Source organism: Xenorhabdus sp. Sc-CR9, assembly GCF_963897815.1.
In the GTDB taxonomy this organism is placed as follows: Bacteria; Pseudomonadota; Gammaproteobacteria; order Enterobacterales; family Enterobacteriaceae; genus Xenorhabdus.
This window is the reverse complement of sequence record NZ_CAWQTY010000244.1, coordinates 61,018-82,138: the sequence shown is the minus strand read 5'-3', so window position 1 is coordinate 82,138 and position 21,121 is coordinate 61,018. Positions and strand designations below refer to the sequence as shown.

The following is a 21,121-nucleotide window of genomic DNA, read 5'->3' as shown; positions in this document are numbered from 1 at the left end:
GAGAATATTAGGTTATGCCTAAATATATTATTCGCATCATGACGATGTTTTTTTTGTTATTTTTTGGGATAACGGCGTATGCACAGTCACCATATTCAAAATCGTCATGGCAAGTGCTGCCGGATATTATTCATAAGAGTGATCGCGATCCTCGCCAATATAAAGCTATCCAATTGCACAATGGTATGACAGTTCTGCTGGTTTCTGATGAAAAGGCCATTAAATCATTAGCTGCGGTTTCCATTCCGGTCGGTCACATGGGAAACCCGGATAACCAACTGGGTCTGGCCCATTATTTAGAGCACATGGTATTAATGGGTTCCAATCGTTACCCTGACACCGGCGGATTTACTGAGTTTCTGCAAAAACACGGGGGAAGTCATAACGCCAGTACGAATGCCAACCGTACGGCATTCTATCTGGAAGTTGAAAACGACTCTCTGGCAGAAGCGACTGATCGTCTGGCTGATGCACTTGCTGAACCTTTGCTGGACCCTGTGAATGCCGATCGTGAACGTCATGCTGTTGATAATGAAATGACCATTGCCCGCGCTGGTGAAGGTCATCGCATATGGCAAATTCGCTCTGAAACTCTCAATCCGGCTCATCCCAATGCCCGTTTTGCCGGAGGAAATCTAGAGACACTAAAAGATAAGCCTGACAGCAAGCTCCAGATGGCACTTGTTGATTTTTACCAGCGTTATTACTCTGCCAATTTGATGAAAGGGGTAATGTACGGCAATCAATCAATGGACAAACTGGCTCAGGTTGCAGCAGAAACGTTTGGTCGCATCCCGAACCGACAGGCTTCAGTGCCTGCCATTACGGTTCCCGCAGTGACGGATAAAGAAAAAGGCGTCATTATCCATTATGTGCCAGCCCAACCCCATAAAACATTGCGGCTGGAATTTAGCATTGCTGACAACAGTGCCGATTTTCGCAGTAAAACAGACGAATATGTCGGGTATTTGATTGGTAATAATAATAGTCAAAATACCTTATCTGGTTGGTTACTGAAGCAAGGGTTAATTGAAAGTATCGACGCTGGGGCAAACCCCAAAACTGATGGTAACTCCGGTACATTTAATATTCATGTTTCGCTAACTGATAAGGGGCTTGAACAGCGCGATCAAGTCATCGCCGCCATTTTTTCTTACATTAACCTGCTAAAAAAACAGGGCATCAATAAAAGTTATTTCGATGAAATGACAAACGTCTTTAATTTGTCGTTCCAGTATGCGTCAATCGTGCGGAATATGAACTATATTGAAGGGGTATCCGATGCCATGTTGCAATTGCCCATTTCCCATGTGCTGGATGCAGGTTATGTTGCAGATACCTTCAATCCAAAAGCGATAGCTAGCCGTTTGGATGAATTAACGCCTGAAAATGCGCGTATCTGGTTTATCAGCCCAACAGAGCCACATAATAAAGAAGCCTACTTTGTGCAGGCTCCGTATCAAGTCAATAAAATTACGCCAACACAATTGGCTGAATGGAAAAAACTTTCACAAGGGGATTTATTCTCTTTGCCAGAGTTGAATCCCTATATTCCTGATGATTTATCCTTGGTGAAAACATCGGGTAGCCAAAAAAAACCTAAAATGATTTTGGAAAAGCCAAATGTTCGCTTGCTGTATATGCCAAGCCAATATTTTTCAGATGAACCGAAGGGAAGTATTATATTGGAGATGCGTAATCCTGATGGCATGAAGAACATTAAGGATCAGCTTGCAGATACGTTGTTTGTCTATTTATCTACGGCCGCCCTTGATCGGCTGAATTATCGGGCGTCTGTAGCGGGAATGGGGGTCTCAACAGATTATGCTGAGGGTTTGAGAATCCAGGCAAGTGGTTTTACGCAACATTTACCAGAATTGTTAACTTCCGCCATAGAGCAGTACATCTCATTTATACCAACTCAGGAGAAACTGGAGCAGGCGAAATCATGGTATCGGGAACAAATTGAAGTTGCCAATAACAGCAAAGCCTTCCAAATGTCCGTGCAACCCATTTCTCAACTTGCGAATGTGCCTTACTTCGAACAATCTGAAAAACTGAAAGTGCTGGATACCATTACTCTTGACGATATTGTGAAATATCGTCAGAAAATGATCCAACATGCAGCTTTACAGGCTATGGTCTTCGGTAATTTCACTGAGCAGCAGAGCATTAACATCATTGAAGCCGCACAGAAGCAGCTCGCCAATCAAGGGACCGTGTGGTGGACTGGCGAACACATTGTTATTGACCGTAATTATGCGGTTAATTTCAAAAAAATGGCGAGCAGCACGGATAACGCCCTGGCAGAAATCTATATTCCAACGGGGTATGACCTTATCACGGGATATGTTTACTCCAATGTGTTGAGTAGAATTTTGTCACCGTGGTTCTTTGATCAATTGAGGACGACAGAACAGCTTGGTTATGTGGTTTCGGTCTCTAACTCAGGGATCGGTGAACAACTTGGACTGGGTTTTCTTGTGCAAAGTAACAGCAAACAACCGGATTACCTGCATCAACGTTATCAGAGCTTCTATCAACAGGCTGATAAAAAGCTTAAAGCGATGTCTGATGCTGAGTTTGAACAATATAAAAAATCGCTGCTAACAGAAATGCGTGAACCACCGCAAACCTTCTATTCAGAAGTGGCGCGCTATGAGGGAGACTTTGGACGCAATAACTTCAAATTTGATAAACGTGAGAAAATCATAGCAGCGATGGAGAAAGCCACCAAAACGCAGGTTATTGCGTTTTATGAAAAAGCAGTGATTAAACGTCAGGGATTGGCGCTGATTTCCCAAATTACCGGGAAAAAAGGTTCGGCTCATCAATATGCGGAACTGAAAGGCTGGAAAACTTACAAATATGTGTCAGATTTCCAAAAACAATTACCGGTTAAGGCGAATGCTCAGTGAGCAAAGAAATACTAGGCCATGAAATATCAGGCCAGCAAGTACAGTCTTATAAACTTAACCCGTTAACACTGCCGCTGTACGGTCAGCGGCTTATCGAGGCTTCTGCCGGTACGGGCAAGACCTACACGATAGGTTTGCTTTATCTTCGTCTTTTACTGGGATTGGGCGGCTCTGCTGCCTTTTCCCGACCGCTGAATGTTGAAGAGATTCTGGTTGTTACTTTTACGAAAGCGGCAACAGATGAATTGCGCGGACGTATCCGTGAAAATATCCATCAGCTTCGTTTGGCCTGCATACGGGGAAAAATTGCGGTTAGCGATCCCACTTATCGGCAATTGCTGGATGAAATTCCAGACAGAGAAAGTGCGGCTAATTGGTTGTTGATTGCTGAACGTCAGATGGATGAAGCTGCGATTTATACCATCCATGGTTTTTGTCAGCGAATGCTGGTGAATAATGCATTTGAGTCAGGAGTACTGTTCGAGCAAACGTTGATTCAGGATGAAAGCCAGCTACGCAAACAAGGCTGTGCCGATTTCTGGCGGCGACACTGTTATCCTCTGTCATTGCCGATAGCAGGGGAGATAAGCAAAATATGGAGTGGGCCGGAAGCATTGCTGAAAGATATCTCCGATTATTTGTACGGAGATATGCCCTATATCGTCAACGCGCCTGACAGCAATGAAACGCTGTTTAGCCGCCATCAAAAAATCATTGAGAAAATTGATTCAGTAAAGTGTCAGTGGAATGAAGTGGCATCGGATTTACATGATTTGATAGCAAACTCTGATGTTGATAAACGTAGTTATACCAAAAAAAATCTACCTAATTGGCTAAATAAAGTTTCTGAATGGGCTAAATTACTCACTGAAGACTATCAGCTTCCTAAAGAATTGGATAAATTTTGCCAGTCACGCTTAATAGAAAAAACTAAAAAAGGTGAAGCCCCACAGCATCTGCTGTTTGAGGCTATCGATGATTTATACCAGCATCCGCTGACATTGAAAGATATCATCATTGCTAAAGCGATTATTGAAGTTCGACAATCTGTTCAGCAAGAAAAGTTGATGCGTGGCCATATGGGATTTGATGATCTATTGACGCGTCTGGATAGCGCCCTGCGGCATGAAAGTGGTGAGCAGCTTGCACAAGCCATCCGGCAGCATTATCCCGTCGCAATGATTGATGAATTTCAGGATACTGACCCTCAGCAATATCGCATTTTTCAGGCCATATATCGTTGTGAGCCAGAAAGACCGTTATCAAAAAAACAGATATCAGAAAACCAGCCATCAGAAAATGGACTCTTGTTCATTGGTGATCCTAAGCAAGCTATTTATGCATTCCGTGGTGCGGATATTTTTACCTATATTCGCGCGCGTTCCAATGTGAGTGCCCATTACACATTGGAAACTAACTGGCGTTCTTCTGTGTCCATGGTACAGGCTGTCAATAAATTGTTTGCCCGCACAGAACATCCATTTTTGTTTGAACAGATCCCATTTGTTAATGTGAAGGCCGCAGAGAAAAATCATGGTCTGAAATTCACTTTACATGATGAAGAACAGGCTGCATTGCGATTTTGGTTACAATCCGGTGAGGGTGTTTCCAAAAGAGAATATGAACAAAGCATGGCCCGGTTGTGTGCTGCCCAAATTCGGGATTGGTTGCAGGCCGGGCAAGATGGTAAGGCATTTCTGCATCGGGCTGAAAAAAGCCGCCCGGTTGTGGCGGCGGATATTACAGTGTTGGTTCGTGATCGTCGGGAAGCATCGTTGATCCGTCAAGAATTGAACACACTTAAAATACCGTCAGTCTTCCTTTCTAATCGGGAAAGTGTGTTTGATACGCCCGAAGCCAAAGATTTGCTTTGGCTATTGCAGGCGGTATTGGCACCGGAAAAGGCCCGAGAACTCAGAAGCGCGTTAGCCAGTAGTTTATTTGGTATGAGTGCGCAGCAAATCGATCAACTCAATCATGATGAAATTACATGGGATCGTTTGGTTGATGAATTTGATGGTTATGCCCGCATCTGGCGTTCCCGTGGTGTATTGCCGATGCTGCGGGCTGTCATGGTGAAATATCAGATAGCGGAAAATTTGCTGGCCGGGGATGATGGGAAGCGTCGTCTTACTGATATTATGCACATTGGTGAGTTATTGCAGGAAGCATCGCAGCAACTGGACAGTGAGCATGCCGCCGCCCGCTGGCTGGCACAACAGATTTCACGCCCTAACCCACAATCAGAAAACCAGCAACTACGACTGGAGAGTGATCGGCATCTGGTGCAGATCTGTACCATTCATAAGTCTAAAGGGCTGGAATATCCATTGGTTTGTTTACCTTTTATTTGTGGTTACAGGAAGCAGAAGCAGGCTGTTTATCATGATCGCCATAATTTTGAGGCTCACCTCAATATTTCCCATGACGATGAAACGTTGAAAGAAGCCCTGGAACTGGCTGATGAAGAACGCTTGGCGGAGGATTTACGTTTGCTCTATGTTGCATTAACGCGGTCGGTTTATCACTGTAGCGTTGGTGTGGCCCCGCTTATCAAAGGGAGCAGGGGGAAAGCGGGAGATACTGATTTGCACCTGTCTGCCCTTGGATATGTGTTGCAAAAGGGCAAGAAAGGTGATGCGGAACTTCTGGCAGGCAGTTTAGATGAACTGTCTGATAAAAATATAGAGATTAAGCGGGTAGAGAAGACTGCGGATGCACAGTGGTGTTCACAAAGTGAAAATCATTTGTCTCTGGAGGCCAGAAGATTTCAACGTTCCATTCGGGATGATTGGCGGGTAACGAGTTATTCAGGTTTACAATATTCAGCTTCTCGCGCTGTTTCTCCGGTTACTTTTGATAATCGTGCCGGTGCACTTGGCGAGTCTGTGGATGTGATTGTGCAATCCATTTCGCCGAAACTGGATATTGATGCCCGTGGTGAGAAACAGGAAGAACAATCTTTGCAAATGACGCCGCACACTTTTCCGCGTGGGGCATCAGCGGGAACGTTTCTGCATAGTATTTTGGAAGATGTGGATTTTGGTCATCCGCCTGATCAGGCATCGTTGGCAGAAAAGCTGACGGCATCAGGTTTTGATGAAGATTGGGCTTCGGTATTGGAACAGTGGATAGACGATATTTTTAGAGCAAAGTTGAATGAGCAAGGAATGCAACTGGCTGATATTCCCCGTCAGCAACAGCAAAGTGAAATGCAGTTTTATTTACCCGTGGATAAGTTATTGCATTCAAAGGAGATGGATGCGCTGACACGCCGTTATGATCCCTTGTCAGCACAGTGTGCGCCGTTGGCCTTTCATCAGGTGAAGGGAATGTTAAAGGGGTTTATTGATTTGGTTTTTTGCTGGCAGGGTAAATTTTATGTGGTGGACTACAAATCAAATTGGTTGGGAGAAAGTAGCCAGTCATATACGCAGGAAGCGATGGCGAAAGCCATGATAGAACATCGCTATGATTTACAGTATCAGCTTTATACGTTGGCCTTGCATCGTTATTTGCGTCATCGGTTAGCCAGTTATGATTATCGGAATCATTTTGGTGGAGTCATATATTTGTTTTTGCGTGGTATTGATAAAGATAACCCCGGGCATGGTATTTATCACTACTTGCCGCCTTTTGAATTTATTGACGAATTGGATACCCTTTTCAGCGCTGTGGATGAGGAACAAAGCGTATGAATTCAATGAAGTCACTATTGCAACAAGCCGTAAGTCAAAAATTATTGCGTCCACTGGATGTGCAGTTTGCTTATGCGATGATTGAAGATGAAAATCCGCTGTTGTTGCTGACTACAGCTTTGTTGAGTACTGAATCGGGGGCAGGGCATGTCTGTTTGCCTCTGGAACGTATTGCACCAAAATATTTATTTGAGGGCCGGCAACCTGAGTTAGCGGCTTCACTTTGGTCTTTGGCAGGTGAGCCGGATCAGGCACAAATTGTTGCAGCTTTGCAGATATGTCAGGCAGTAAGTCGGGGCGATTCTCCGACACCGATGGTTCTTTCTCATCAAGGAAATGCGGATTACAGCTTGTATTTACAACGCATGTGGCAAAGTGAGCGGCGTGTGGCGGATTTCTTTGCGTCTGTTGAGTTGGCTGATGCACTTGATGAAATTCAAACCCGCCGTATTTTGGATGAGCTTTTTGGTGTCACAGCCGAAGGGGAAATAGATTGGCAAAAAGTTGCAGCCGCGGTTGCTGTGACGAGCCGTATTTCAGTTATTTCCGGTGGTCCGGGAACCGGAAAAACCACTACCGTGGCTAAGTTGCTGGTCACCCTGATAAAGCTGCATGAAGGACAGCAATTAAGCATTCAACTGGCTGCACCAACCGGCAAGGCAGCGGCCAGGTTGACTGAATCGCTCAGGGATGCGGTAAAGAAACTTGCGTTGACGCCGGAACAGTGGCGCAGCATTCCTGAGCAGGCGCAAACTATTCACCGTTTACTGGGTGCACAACCAGATAGCCAAAAACTGCGTTATGGCCGCGATAATCCTCTTTCCCTTGATATTTTGATCATTGATGAAGCTTCAATGGTGGATTTACCGATGATGGCACATTTGATTGATGCTTTGCCGCCACGGGTGAAAGTGATTTTTTTGGGGGATAAAGACCAGTTGGCGTCGGTTGAAGCTGGCGCTGTATTGGGTGATATCTGCCGCTTTGCAGAACAGGGGTACAGCGCTAAACGTGCAGAACAGTTGGGGCAATTAACCGGATGTCAGTTAACGTCTTATTCTGTACCTGATTCCGACAACAAAGTTTCCGCAGTGCGGGATTGTTTATGTCTGCTGCGCAAAAGTTATCGCTTCAATTCGGATTCTGGCATTGGACAGCTGGCATCGGCTGTTAATCAGGGAGATCGTAAAGGGGTCTCGGCGGTGCTGAATCACGCTTTTCCTGATGTTTATTTCAATCCGCTTTCAGTGGATGAAGATTATCAGCGTTTGCTGACTGAAACAGCTTCTGGCTACTATCAATATCTGACAATGGTGAATGAAGGGGCATCAGAGAAAGCAATTTTGGCGGAGTTTAATCGTTTCCGGTTATTGTGTGGATTAAGAGAAGGGCCATTTGGTGTTGTTGGGCTGAATCAGCGACTGGAGCAATTATTGCACAGAAAAGGTGTTATCACTTTATCTAATAATGTGGAAAACCGCGGCTATGCCGGGCGTCCGGTCATGATATTGCGTAATGACAGTACGCTTGGGCTGTTTAACGGAGATATCGGGATTATGCTCAGAAATCAGGATAATGAACTGAAGGCTTACTTTCAGTTATCTGACGGGCAGATTAAAGGGTTTCAGCCAAGTCGCCTGCCTCAGCATGAAACTGCATATGTGATGACTGTGCATAAATCTCAGGGGTCAGAATTTGAACATACCGCATTGGTATTACCGACTCAATACTCGCCGATAGTCAGTCGGGAATTGGTGTATACCGCGCTGACCCGGGCGCGGGAAAAGTTGACCATTTATGCTCACCGGCCTGTTTTAGACAAAGCGGTTGCCACAACAACCCAGCGCCGGAGCGGATTAGCAGCATGGTTCAACCCGCAGTGAATAAGATTAATGATTCTGTAAATCTAACATTAAGATTTTGGAACGGCGCTGATAGTTATACAGCGCTTGCTTCTCTACGGGTAGCATATCGATCTCTGCGGGTTCAAAACCTTTTTCCTGAAACCAATGAATACTGCGGGTTGTGAGTACGAAAAGTTTTTCCAGCCCTATTTGCTTGGCTTGGGCGGAAATAGCATTTAGCAGGATTTCACCTCGGGAAGAGTTCCGGTAGTCTGGATGCACGGCAACGCAGGCCATTTCCCCGATTTTTTCATCAGAGTAAGAATATAGTGCAGCACAGGCGATAGTGACGTTATCGTGTTCTATCAAAGTGAATTTGTCTATTTCCATTTCCAATTGTTCCCGCGAGCGGCGAACCAAAATACCATGCTGTTCCAATGGACGAATAAGCTCAAGAATGCCTCCGATATCATTAATATTGGCACGGCGGATTTGTTCGGAGCGTTCCATTACAATTTGGGTTCCGATACCTTTGCGGGAAAATAGCTCCTGAACCAGCGAACCATTTTCCTGATAGCTGATCAAATGACTGCGGCGCACTCCACGGCGGCAGGCTTTGATAGCCCCCCTTAAGAAGCGAACAGTTCCTGAATAGTGTTCGTCAGCTTTTTCCAATTCATGCAGACGGGATTCCCCTTCGCTGGGAAAAAGTTCTGATAAGGTGTTGTTTTCAGCATCAAGTACGCCCTGTGACGAGCAAAAGCCGATTAATTTTTCTGCTTTTAATTTGATTGCCAACTGTGTTGCGACTTCTTCGGATGTCAGGTTAAAACTTTCTCCCGTGACGGAAACGGCAACTGGCCCAATCAGCACAATCGCGTTATTGTCTAATTGCTGGTTGATGGCTTCTTCATCAATGCGGCGGATCTTGCCACTGTGGTAATAATCAATGCCATCATCGATCCCTAAAGGCTGGGCGATAATAAAATTACCACTAACCACTTTAATATGGGCGCCCTGCAATGGTGTATTACTCAGGCTCATGGAAAGACGTGCAGTAATATCCAATTGTAACAACCCCGCGACTTGCTTAACGAGATCCAATGTTTTGGTATCAGTCACTCTGGTATGTTTGTGATAGACCGACAGGCAGTTATGCTCCGCAATATTTTGTTCGATCTGTGGGCGAGCGCCGTACACGACGATTAAACGAATGCCTAGATTATGCAGCAATCCAATATCGTTAATGATGTTGGAGAAATTTTCATGGGCGATAGCTTCACCTCCCAACATAATGACAAAAGTCTTTCCCCGGTGTGCATTGATATACGGAACCGATTGCCGGACGATTTCAACCAATTCGGTACTGCTCTCTTTCATTAAAACTCTCTCCGAATGAATTTTTATGCGTATTTTATGTATTTTTATTCCTTTTGATGGGAAATGGCAAGAGGAAAAATGGATAAAAATAACGTTATTATTTATATTGATATAAATAGATTGAGAGAGCATAAAATGCTTTTTTTGATGACAGCGATTCTCTAATTAATTAGAGTCTCCGCCTAACGATTATTTTTAGCAAAAATTACTGGGTTTGGCTGTTTTTAAATGGAATAAACGATGAGTCATTCAGACTATAATTCTTCACGTCGCCGTCTGCTGAAAGGCGCAGCAGCTGTATGGTTATTAAGCGTTAGTCCAATAGGTTATGCAGCAAACTCAAAAGTAATTGCTGTCCGTATTTGGCCGGCATCAAGTTATACCAGAGTGACGTTGGAGTCTAGTATTCCACTTAAATACCGCCAATTCTCACTTTCAAATCCCAACCGTATTGTCATTGATTTACAGGGTATCCAGATCAATAGTGTCCTGAGCAGTATGGGAGCACAGGTTCAGCAGCGTGATCCCTACCTGAAATTGGTGCGGGCAGGGCAATTTGATCCCAAAACGGTGCGCTTGGTATTTGAGATTAAACAACCTGTTGTTCCGCACATTTTTACGCTGCCGCCGATTGCGAAATTTAAGCATCGCTTGGTATTAGATCTTTATCCTAAAAAGGCAGCAAATGTGGATGATGATCCTTTACTGGCTTTGCTTGAAGAGTACAACAGCGGGGATTTGGAAAAGCATTTGCCTGCGAAGGCGCGTAAACCCGGTAAAGCAGGAAAAGATCGGCCGATTGTGATTATGCTCGATCCCGGTCACGGTGGCGAAGATTCGGGAGCCATTGGGAAATACAAAACCCGTGAAAAAGATATTGTGTTGCAAATTGCTCGTCGTTTACAGGCTCTCATTAAACGTGAACCCGGCATGAAAGTTTATATGACCCGTAATGAAGATGTATTTATTCCTTTGAAAGTGAGGGTAGCAAAAGCCCGCAAGATGCGCGCTGATCTATTTGTTTCTATTCATGCAGATGCCTTTACAAATCGATCTGCGCGGGGTTCATCGGTATTTGCGCTTTCCACTAAGGGAGCAACCAGCAATACCGCCCGATTTTTAGCTCAGACTCAGAACGAGGCTGACTCGATTGGGGGAGTCAGTAAAAGTGGTGATAAATATTTAGATCATACTATGCTGGATTTGGTTCAAACCGCGACGATTAACGATAGCCTGAAATTTGGTGATGAAGTGCTCAAGCGGATGGGGAAAATTAATAAATTGCATAAAAATAGCGTCGATCAGGCGGGGTTTGCGGTATTAAAAGCGCCAGATATTCCTTCTGTTTTAGTGGAAACTGCATTTATTAGTAATCTGGAAGAAGAACGTAAATTGAAAACAGCAAGATTCCAGCAACAAATAGCAGAATCTATTTTTGCTGGTATTAAGGCTTATTTTAAAAATGGTGCCGAATTAGCTCGGCGGTGAAATATCCGCCTTGAATAAATTCTATGAAAAGCTATTGCTAAAAGTAACAACCTGCAATCAGTTTTAACTATTTTTATTGGGAAATCTGGGGAGTTTGTATAAGTAATAAATAAAATTCTAAGGGATTTGGATACAACAGGAATAGATGTATTAAGAAAAGTTGGTTGCGGGGGCCGGATTTGAACCGACGACCTTCGGGTTATGAGCCCGACGAGCTACCAGGCTGCTCCACCCCGCGTCCGTCTATTTGCAAACTTGATTATCAATAGTGTTCGTTACTAATGATTAGTGCAAATACTTACTAAATAATGACATCGTAAAAAATTGGTTGCGGGGGCCGGATTTGAACCGACGACCTTCGGGTTATGAGCCCGACGAGCTACCAGGCTGCTCCACCCCGCGTCCGTCTATTTGCAAACTTTGATTATCAATAGTGGGCAAATACTGAATGATGACATTCTTTATTATCAGATTTTTACTTTCTATAAATATATGCTGACTATATCAGTAATAACACTATCAGCAATAACATTGTATAAAATTGGTTGCGGGGGCCGGATTTGAACCGACGACCTTCGGGTTATGAGCCCGACGAGCTACCAGGCTGCTCCACCCCGCGTCTGATGTCGGCACACTATACTCTTGAACGACGCCGTTGCAAGCTTTTTTGTTGATATTTACTGAATTTATTTGCTTTTTGATGAAATATTGGTCTTGTTGTTTTGTTTTTGCTCGTTATGGCCTAATAAAGCAGGAGTCTATTTTTTTCTAACTACATTTCATTATTTATTAGCGTTTGATATTGTTCATCGTCGAATAATGATGGTTGGAGATAGGGCGTAAATATGAAACTCTGGGGCAAATATCTTTTATGTGGGTTTGTCATTTTATTATTATCGGGATGTCATCGACCGACCGAGCAAGGACAACAGTATAAAGATGGTCACTTCACCCAAGATCTTCAACTGGTTAATACTCCCAATGCTCAAGGGTGGCCTGTGAATGCCAAGGATTTTGCCACTCAAGTTAATTTCATCAGTAAATCTTCTCCTCGCCTTTATAACAATAACCGCGAAACATTTGATGCTATCAAGAATTGGATGTTGTCTGGTGGTGATACCCGTTATTTAAATGAATTTGGATTATCAGCTTACCAAATGGAAGGTCAAGATAATTATGGTAACGTGAAATTTACCGGTTACTACACCCCCGTTTTACAAGCGAGGCATATTAAGCAGGGGAACTTTAAATATCCGCTGTACAGTATGCCCCCTAAATCGCGTTTCGGGTTGCCAAACCGTGCAGCAATATACCGTGGAGCGTTGAATAAAAAATTTATCATCGGGTACAGCAATTCCCTGATGGATAATTTTATGATGGAAGTGCAAGGAAGTGGCTATGTCGATTTTGGTGATGATCAGCCATTGACCTTTTTTGGTTACGGGGGGAAAAATGGACATCCATACCGCAGTATTGGCAAGGTACTGATCGACCATGGAGAAGTACCCAGCCAAAATATGTCAATGAAAATGATTCGCCAGTGGGGAGAAAGGAATAGTGAAACCGAAGTAAGAGAGTTATTGGAGAAAAATCCTTCATTTGTGTTCTTTAAACCTGAACCCTATACCTTTGTGCGAGGAGCCAGTGCGGTGCCTCTTGTGGCAAAAGCGTCTGTGGCATCCGATAGATCGTTGATCCCTCCGGGAACTGCGCTGTTGGCGGAAATACCTGTGCTGGATAATATGGGTAAATTTACCGGACAGTATCGAATGCGCCTGATGGTGGCACTGGATGTTGGTGGTGCCATCAAAGGGCATCATTTTGATATCTACCATGGTGTTGGTGATAAAGCCGGAGAAATGGCCGGTTTTTATAATCACTATGGCCGTGTTTGGGTATTGAAGAAAGCCTCATCTGGTTTTTTGGCGGCAAACCAGTAAGATCCCCTGATTCAAACAATTAATCGATAACCTATCTCGACAGAGATATCCCGATGGATTTCGAGTTACAGCATGGCGGTAAGGGAGCAAATCCAACAAAGCTGTAGCTTGAAAGGCTAAGGGTATAGGTGTTATTCAGGATCTATTTAGTGATGCAAATTTCTTTCTCCGATGCTTATCTCCAGCGTTTTGCGGGCACCGCTCGACTATATGGCCAGAAAGCGCTTTCATTATTTGCCCGTTCACATGTCTGTGTGGTGGGTATTGGCGGTGTCGGTTCATGGGCTGCGGAGGCTCTGGCTCGAACAGGAATTGGTGCCATCACATTGATTGACATGGATGATGTCTGTGTTACCAATACCAATCGCCAGCTTCATACTCTGGTACAAAATGTCGGGTTGCCAAAAACGGAAGTCATTGCTGAACGGATACGGGCGATCAATCCAGAATGTCAGGTGACTTGCATTGATGATTTTGTGACGCCTGATAATGTAGCCGAATTGATGTCCACAGGATTCAGTTATGTGATTGATGCAATTGATAGCATACGGCCAAAAGCGGCGTTATTGGCCTATTGTCGCCGTCATAAGATACCCGTTGTGACAACTGGCGGGGCTGGTGGGCAACTTGACCCTACCCAGATTCAGGTCGTGGATTTGGCAAAAACGGTACAAGATCCGCTTGCGGCTAAATTGAAAGAACGTTTGAAGTCGGATTACCGCGTTGTGAAAAATGGTAAGGGCAAATTAGGCATTGATTGCGTTTTTTCAACAGAACAACTGGTTTACCCTCAATCTGACGGGACGGTCTGTGCGGTGAAGAGTACTGCGGATGGTTCGAAACGGATGGACTGTGCTTCTGGTTTTGGTGCCGCAACGATGGTTACGGCAACCTTTGGTTTTGTGGCAGTCTCCCACGCCCTGAAAAAGATGGTGGCAAAAGCTGAGCGGGAAAATACGCTGTAAAGTTGCTATTGAACAGAAGTACGGGCAATATCCTCAATGGTATTAATCAAGGATTTCACGCCATTGAGCCGTGAGCCACTTAATTGCTGTGTGAGACCGAGTTGCTGGAATAATTCCATTAAAGGCGTTTGTAAAATCTGTGCTGGTGTTTTGTTTTCTACGACGGTCAATATAACGGCTAATAACCCTTTGACAATGCGGCCTTCGCTATCAGCGTAAAAATGCAGATGGCCGTCAGAGAGTAATTGATGCCCCAGCCAGACCCGATTTTCGCAGCCGGACATTTCAATGTTTTGTTGTTTTAATTCATCTGCTAAAGCCGGCAGTTTTCTGGCTAACAGAATCAGCTGCCGATAGCGATCTTCCCACAATTTGCATTGCTGGAAGTTTTCAATAAGGTGCTGTTCCGTGATTTCCGTTCCGAACGGGTGCGGTGCAAGGATAGTATCTGAAAGTTGTGTCATCGGTTATGTATCTTGCTGTGAGTTTATTGGGGTTTTTAATCCATTCATCATTCATCATTCAGCAGCGACAGGGCAAATTTCACAGCGCTGACCAGCTTATCTGCATCTTGTTGATTATTATAAGGCATGAATGAGGCTCGCAGACAACCATTGACGCAGAGGGCATCCAGCAGAGGCTGGGCACAATGCTGGCCTGAACGCAGTGAAATATTTTGTTCAGCAATTAAGGTTGCTAAATCACTGTGATGTATTCCTGCAATATTGAAAGCCAGAAGGCTGGAATTCGCCGTACGGTAACTGATAAATCCCGGTAAAGTGCTGAGTTGTTGCTCGGCATAATCTGTCAAGGCGATTGCATGGAATTCGGCAAGCTGGATATCAACGGTTTTCAACCATTCCAAGGTTGCTGCAAAGCCGATTACACCAGCGACGTTCGGGGTGCCTGCTTCAAAGCGATAAGGTACGGCTTCCGGTGTGAAACCCTCGAATGAAACTCGGGTCAGCATTTTTCCGCCCCCATGCCACGGTGACATCATATTCAGCAACTCACTTTTGCCGTACAGCACGCCTAATCCGTTCGGGCCATACAGTTTATGGGCAGAAAAAGCGTAAAAATCGATATCCAATTGTTGCACATCAACGGGAGAATGCACGATACCCTGAGCGCCATCAACCAGTACCCGGCAATTATATTGATGTGCGAGTGTTGTAACCCGGGTGAGATCCACTGTGGCACCAGTCACGTTCGACATCTGGCTGATGGCAATCAGTCGGCTTTTTTCATTCAACAGTTCTGCGAGCGTTGCTATTTCTGGCTGACGGTGGTGGCTTATCGGCCATTTAACGATTTTGGCTCCGGTCTGTTCTGCCAGAATCAGCCACGGAAGCAGGTTGGAATGATGTTCCTGTTCGCTGACTATGATTTCATCGCCAGCACTCAGGCGAGGGCGAAAGTAACTTTGTGCGACTAAGTTAATGGATTCAGTAGTGCCTTTCGTCCAGATGATATCTTCAGGTAATGGCGCGTTAATTAATTCCGATACCAGTGATCGAGCCTGTTCATAACGAGCGGTCATGGCTTGTGCAGTGGCGTGTTGGCTGCGATGAACCGTTGCACTGTGGTTTTGGTAATAGTGCTCGGTTGCTTCAATCATGCATATTGGTTTTAATGCCGTAGCGGCGCTGTCCAGAAATATGGTTGATTGTTGCAGGGCAGGAAATCGCTGGCGGAATTTTTCTGAGTCAAAGGCTTTCATAAATGATGTTAATTTAATCGTTGTGTGATAAAGAATAAGTTTTTCTTTAATCAGGTTAGGAAGGATTCTACAGGAAAGTTGAGAAAAAAAGCACCGCAATTGCGGTGCATTAAAAAATCACTATGGACAGACAGGGTAAATGTACAGGAAGTGAAAAAATAGTAGCCTAAGCTACGAGGTCTGGTAATCCCAGACAACTTGCAAACACAACATCACAACCACAAAGCCAAAAGTATCAATGTATTGCTACAAAGAGGCTTTTCGTTCCGGCTTAGGAAGTGCGCACACTATAGGGATTTGCTGGTATATCATCAATGGAAAAATTATAATGATTCGGATTATAAAAACTAATACCTGAACGAAAAGAGTTACCGGTATCGTCACCACCATATAAGAAACGAATATGTCCAAACGTTTGCCTCCACTCAATGCGTTACGAGTTTTTGATGCTGCTGCCCGTCATTTAAGTTTTACTAAAGCGGCAGAAGAATTATTTGTGACTCAGGCTGCTGTTAGTCATCAGATGAAAAGCTTGGAAGATTTTCTGGGATTGAAGCTTTTTCGTCGTCGTAACCGTTCGCTACTGCTAACCGAAGATGGTCAGAGTTATTATCTCGATATTAAGGAGATTTTTATCGCGATTAATGATGCAACTCGTAAGCTTCAGGCACGCATCGCTAAAGGTGCATTAACGGTCAGTTTATCTCCCAGCTTTGCCATTCAATGGCTGGTTCCCCGGCTTTCTGGCTTTAATCAGAGTTTTCCGGGCATTGATGTCAGAATTCAGGCGATAGATAGGGAAGAGGATAAACTGGCTGATGATGTTGATGTGGCGATTTTTTATGGACGAGGCAACTGGCCGGGTTTGAGGACAGATCGCCTCTATCCGGAATATCTGCTGCCTGTTTGTTCCCCTTCGTTGATGATGGGAGATCGCCCATTAAAAACGCCCGCAGATCTTGCCAAACATACTTTGTTGCATGACTCATCCCGGAGGGATTGGCAGGCCTATATTCGTCAGCTTGATATGCAACAGCATATCAGTGTCCAGCAGGGACCAATATTCAGTCATAGCTCCATGGTAATTCAGGCTGCTGTTCATGGTCAGGGGGTTGCTCTTGCCAATAATGTCATGGCGCAAAATGAAATTGATGCAGGTCGCCTTGTCTGCCCATTCAATGATGTTTTGGTCAGCAAGAACGCATTTTATTTGGTTTGCCACGATAATCAGGCAGAATTGGGTAAAATTGCGGCTTTCCGGAAATGGATACTGACGCAAGCTGCGATTGAGCAGGAAAGATTAGGATTTATCACTCAATATATCCAATAGAAGAGAATCAGGAGTTGTGTGATGAGTAGCAGAGCCATGCTTATTTTTGTTGGTATCAGTGGTTTTTTCTATGTGGCATTGGGCGCAATGGGGGCACATATGCTGGCGCCAGTCCTGACACCACGTCAGATGGAATGGATTCATACCGGCCTGCAATATCAGGGACTGCATACACTTGCAATGATGGCTTTGGCCGTTTTGTCAACGCGCCAGCCTGTGGCTCAATTTGGCTGGAGTGGCATTTTTTTCTCAGTGGGAATTGTGCTGTTTAGTGGCAGTCTTTATTGTCTGGTTTTTTTATCTTTACCACTAAAATTTTTAGTGTATTTAACACCAATTGGTGGGTTCAGTTTTCTCATTGGTTGGTTATGTGTATTAATTGGCGCTCTGCGTCTAAGGAAATCGGCGCTTAGCCATGAATAAAGTTGCTTTATATTGCCGCCCTGGTTTTGAAAAAGAGTGTGCGGCAGAAATTACCGATAAGGCGGGTAAGAAAGAAATTTACGGTTTTGCCCGCGTGAAAGAAAACAGTGGTTATGTACTGTTTGAGTGTTATCAGCTTGATGATGCCGACCGTTTGATCCGTGAAATTCCGTTTAAGGAGTTGATTTTTGCCCGCCAAATGTTGGTTGTCGGTGAATTGCTGAAAGATTTACCGCAAGAAGATCGCATTACTCCGATTATGGGCATGCTGATGGGAGTGATTGAACGGGCGGGAGAGCTGCGTGTAGAAGTACCGGATACCAATGAAAGCAAAGAGCTGATGAAATTCTGCCGTAAGTTTACGGTACCGCTGCGTAACGCGATGCGTCAGGAAAAACTCTTGCTGACAAAGGAAAATCCCAACCGTCCCGTGATCCATGTCTTTTTCATTGCACCGGGTTGCTGTTACGTAGGGTATTCCTACAGTAATAACAATTCCCGTTTTTATATGGGTATCCCTCGCCTGAAATTCCCGTCAGATGCGCCAAGTCGTTCAACACTGAAACTTGAAGAAGCCTTTCATGTGTTTATTCCTTATGACGAATGGGAAGAGCGTTTGAGCAGCGGCCTTCATGCCGTAGATCTCGGTGCTTGTCCCGGAGGTTGGACTTACCAGCTTGTGAAACGCAGTATGCTGGTTCATGCGGTAGATAATGGCCAGATGGCTGATAGTCTGATGGAAACGGGTCAAGTGAAGCATCATCGTGTGGATGGCTTTAAATTTGAACCAACAGTGAAAAATATTTACTGGCTGGTTTGTGACATGGTTGAGAAACCTGCCAAGGTTGCACAGTTAATAACGGATTGGGTGGCAAAAAGCTGGTGCCGCGAGGCGATCTTCAACCTTAAGTTGCCGATGAAAAAGCGTAACGAAGAAGTGGCTCATATTTTGCTGAAAATGGAACAGCAATTAAAAGAAAATGGTGTGAATGTTCAAATTCAGGCTAAACACTTGTATCACGATCGTGAAGAGATCACGGTACACGTTCGCCGTATTTGGTCTGTATATGCACATGAGCGAGATTTTTGATGATTTTGGTGTTTAATAAATTTCAAGTTGCATAAAAAAAGCGCAATTTGAAAAAGGGAAGGGTTAAAATATAATTCTTTCTTAAGATCAATTCTCAGTAGATAAAAACAGTATTATTTAATAAAAAATAATACTGTTTTTTTGTTATCAAAAAAAATCATTTAAGATCTAATAATTAAATATATAAACTAAATTTGTTTAATATGTATTCTAAAAAGATATATTAATTATTTTTACACGGACAAGAACTAACGCTATTTTATTCTGGAGTTTTATTTCCAAGAGCGTCTTAGGAAGAATTTAAAACTCTTACGCCTGTTATTATTAATATTTCGGGTTTTAGGATAGTTATCTTATTTTCATAGGAGATTTATATGGCCTCAAAGAAAAAATATACCTATATGGGGTTATCTGATTCAGTTCAGGATGTCAATTCATTACTCAACGCTTACGTTCCAAATTCTGATCCTAATATTTTTGTTGTACATGAGCCAGCCGCAGATGAAGCGCCGGATAAGCTTGTGCGTGGTCACTATAAATGGGGCAATAAATACGTTAATTCTTCTGGAACATTAGAATTATCGTATAACTTCATGGAATCAGAACCACTGTTCATGCCCTACTTCAAGATTGCCGGTTTCAGTGCTTTTAATGAAGAGCACAAAGAAGCCGCGAAACTTTCTTTACAATCTTGGTCTGATGTTGCCAATATTAAATTTACCGAAGGGAGCCTTGATAAGGCCAATGTCATTTTTGGTTTCTTTGATTATAGCCTCAACGATGATTATGCATTTGCAGTTCTGCCACAGGGTCAGCAAACAGTTTATACTTGGTATCATGCGAAAAACCATACTTTTGTAAACAATGATATTGATGTGAATGGTTATATCCGTCAGACATTCACTCATGAAATTGGACATGGATTAGGACTGGAACATCCTGCCGACTATGACGCTTCTGATAAGGTTCGTCCGAGTTATGCCAATAAAGCGGAATATTTCGAAGATTCCCGTGCCTATACCGTCATGAGTTACTTTGGTGAAAAAGTCACGGGCCAAGATTTCAAATCTGGTTATTCATCGGCACCTTTGCTGAATGATATTTCCGCCATTCAGGAGTTGTATGGCGCGAATATGGAAACTCGCAAGGGTGATACCGTGTACGGTTTCAATTCCAATACCGATCGCGATTTCATGACCGCTACCGATGCCAACAGCAAACTCATTTTCAGTGTCTGGGATGCCGGCGGTGAAGATACTTTTGATTTCTCCGGCTTTACTCAAAATCAGCGTATTAATCTGAATGAAGGCGCTTTCTCTGATGTTGGCGGCTTGAAAGGCAATGTTTCCATCGCTCGTGGCGTTGTGATTGAAAACGCGATCGGCGGCAGTGGGGACGACATTCTGGTGGGTAACAGCGCTGATAACATTCTGAAAGGCGGCGCAGGTGATGACATCATTTATGGTGGCCTCGGCGGTGATCATTTGTGGGGTGGTGAAGGCAACGATACATTTGTTTATCTGAGTGGACAAGAGTCATTGAAAGATAACCCAGACTGGATTCATGACTTTATCTCTGGTGAAGACAAGATTGATCTGTCTGAATTCAATTTCGGCGGCACCGGCGATATCAAATTCGTGGATGCGTTCTCAGGTAAAGCGGGCGAAGTACTGTTCACTTATGATGAAGAGAATGATGTAACTGATTTGGAGATCAGCCTCGGTGGTGATCTTTCTGGCAATGATTTTCTGGTGAAAGTGATCGGGCAACCGTTAACTGAGGCAGATTTCATCGTCTGATGAGTTCATCACAATAACGAAATACTGCCGTATGCCTCCAAGTGTGCGGCAGTATTATGGAAAGGAGGTAACCATGTTATATAAATATCGAAGTTTATTGCCTGTTTTCTTTAATTCCCTTTCATCACTTTTTCCGAAATTGAGTTTATCGATAATTTTGTCTCTCTTTTTTGTAGGAGGATGTATGGCTAGTAGTTTGAGACTTCCAGCAGCCGATGAGTTGAAAGGATTATGGCAACTCTCCGATGGGAATAAGCTGTGCAGTATTGAATTGACTGATAGCCGTCTGCCTGAAGGTTCAATTTGGGCTGTGAAAGGTGATTCTTGTGTGACTGAATTGATTGGACAGCCTGTTGAAGGATGGTATCCGTCTCCTGATGGCATCGCATTAACCGATGATGATGGTAATAGTCTGGCCTTTTTTAGCCATGAATCGGAACAGTGGATCGCTTACTTTGTTGATGGCAAGGAACTGGTCATGACATTTAGTGGTACTGCGAAGGCAGTAACGAAGTAAAACATGATA

Annotated in this window: 14 protein-coding genes and 3 tRNA genes; 11 read left to right on the top strand and 6 right to left on the bottom strand. The window is 44.0% G+C overall.

The genetic code is table 11. The features are described 5' to 3' along the window. Nucleotides 1-14 precede the first annotated feature (14 nt). From ptrA to recD, 3 genes are read left to right on the top strand one after another with little or no spacing between them, the layout of a single operon-like run. Nucleotides 15-2,918 (top strand): pitrilysin, encoded by a 2,904-nt coding sequence (gene ptrA / locus AACQ81_RS19590; RefSeq protein ID WP_237385918.1) that lies wholly within the window; start codon nt 15-17, stop codon nt 2,916-2,918. Continuing rightward, a complete protein-coding gene (gene recB, locus AACQ81_RS19585) occupies nt 2,915-6,616 on the top strand; it encodes an exodeoxyribonuclease V subunit beta (RefSeq protein ID WP_237385917.1) in 3,702 nt (1,233 codons plus the stop codon). Before ptrA ends, recB begins: the two co-directional genes overlap by 4 nt. Beyond that, nucleotides 6,613-8,499 carry an exodeoxyribonuclease V subunit alpha gene (gene recD, locus AACQ81_RS19580; protein ID WP_237385916.1) on the top strand — a complete coding sequence of 629 codons (1,887 nt, stop codon included), beginning with the start codon at nt 6,613-6,615 and terminating at the stop codon, nt 8,497-8,499. Before recB ends, recD begins: the two co-directional genes overlap by 4 nt. Before the next feature lie 6 nt (nt 8,500-8,505). Here recD and argA read toward each other — a convergent pair whose 3' ends face one another. Beyond that, nucleotides 8,506-9,840, bottom strand: coding sequence for an amino-acid N-acetyltransferase (argA, locus tag AACQ81_RS19575; protein ID WP_237385915.1), 1,335 nt, complete (start codon nt 9,838-9,840; stop codon nt 8,506-8,508). A gap of 240 nt (nt 9,841-10,080) precedes the next feature. On the opposite strand from argA, the gene amiC reads away from it, so the two are divergent. Continuing rightward, a complete protein-coding gene (gene amiC / locus AACQ81_RS19570; protein WP_237385914.1) occupies nt 10,081-11,328 on the top strand; it encodes an N-acetylmuramoyl-L-alanine amidase AmiC in 1,248 nt (415 codons plus the stop codon). 161 nt (nt 11,329-11,489) lie between these two features. Here amiC and AACQ81_RS19565 read toward each other — a convergent pair. From AACQ81_RS19565 to AACQ81_RS19555, 3 genes are all read right to left on the bottom strand, one after another. Next, a tRNA-Met gene (locus AACQ81_RS19565) sits at nt 11,490-11,566 on the bottom strand. A gap of 87 nt (nt 11,567-11,653) precedes the next feature. Beyond that, nucleotides 11,654-11,730, bottom strand: a tRNA-Met gene (locus AACQ81_RS19560). A gap of 140 nt (nt 11,731-11,870) precedes the next feature. Further along, a tRNA-Met gene (locus AACQ81_RS19555) sits at nt 11,871-11,947 on the bottom strand. 226 nt (nt 11,948-12,173) lie between these two features. Between AACQ81_RS19555 and mltA the strand changes: the two genes are divergently transcribed. Together mltA and tcdA are read left to right on the top strand one after the other, a co-directional pair. Beyond that, complete coding sequence (gene mltA, locus AACQ81_RS19550; RefSeq protein WP_237385913.1) at nt 12,174-13,268, top strand: murein transglycosylase A; 1,095 nt, start codon at nt 12,174-12,176, stop codon at nt 13,266-13,268. A gap of 152 nt (nt 13,269-13,420) precedes the next feature. Next, nucleotides 13,421-14,233 (top strand): tRNA cyclic N6-threonylcarbamoyladenosine(37) synthase TcdA, encoded by an 813-nt coding sequence (gene tcdA / locus AACQ81_RS19545; protein ID WP_237385923.1) that lies wholly within the window; start codon nt 13,421-13,423, stop codon nt 14,231-14,233. 5 nt (nt 14,234-14,238) lie between these two features. Here tcdA and csdE read toward each other — a convergent pair whose 3' ends face one another. Next, nucleotides 14,239-14,697 (bottom strand): cysteine desulfurase sulfur acceptor subunit CsdE, encoded by a 459-nt coding sequence (gene csdE, locus AACQ81_RS19540; RefSeq protein ID WP_237385912.1) that lies wholly within the window; start codon nt 14,695-14,697, stop codon nt 14,239-14,241. A gap of 47 nt (nt 14,698-14,744) precedes the next feature. After that, a complete protein-coding gene (gene csdA, locus AACQ81_RS19535; RefSeq protein WP_237385911.1) occupies nt 14,745-15,953 on the bottom strand; it encodes a cysteine desulfurase CsdA in 1,209 nt (402 codons plus the stop codon). A 403-nt stretch (nt 15,954-16,356) separates the two neighbouring features. Between csdA and AACQ81_RS19530 the strand changes: the two genes are divergently transcribed. From AACQ81_RS19530 to AACQ81_RS19510, 5 genes are all read left to right on the top strand, one after another. Beyond that, nucleotides 16,357-17,283 (top strand): transcriptional regulator GcvA, encoded by a 927-nt coding sequence (locus AACQ81_RS19530; protein WP_237385910.1) that lies wholly within the window; start codon nt 16,357-16,359, stop codon nt 17,281-17,283. Between the two features lie 21 nt (nt 17,284-17,304). Next, nucleotides 17,305-17,706, top strand: coding sequence for a DUF423 domain-containing protein (locus AACQ81_RS19525; protein WP_237385909.1), 402 nt, complete (start codon nt 17,305-17,307; stop codon nt 17,704-17,706). After that, the gene (rlmM, locus tag AACQ81_RS19520; RefSeq protein WP_237385908.1) at nt 17,699-18,796 is read left to right on the top strand and encodes a 23S rRNA (cytidine(2498)-2'-O)-methyltransferase RlmM; all 1,098 of its coding nucleotides are present in this window, start codon (nt 17,699-17,701) and stop codon (nt 18,794-18,796) included. The genes AACQ81_RS19525 and rlmM overlap by 8 nt, the downstream gene beginning before the upstream one ends. A gap of 374 nt (nt 18,797-19,170) precedes the next feature. Next, entirely contained in the window at nt 19,171-20,595 is a 1,425-nt protein-coding gene (locus AACQ81_RS19515) for a serralysin family metalloprotease (protein WP_237385907.1), read from the top strand. Between the two features lie 184 nt (nt 20,596-20,779). Beyond that, entirely contained in the window at nt 20,780-21,112 is a 333-nt protein-coding gene (locus tag AACQ81_RS19510; RefSeq protein ID WP_237385906.1) for an AprI/Inh family metalloprotease inhibitor, read from the top strand. Nucleotides 21,113-21,121 lie beyond the last annotated feature (9 nt).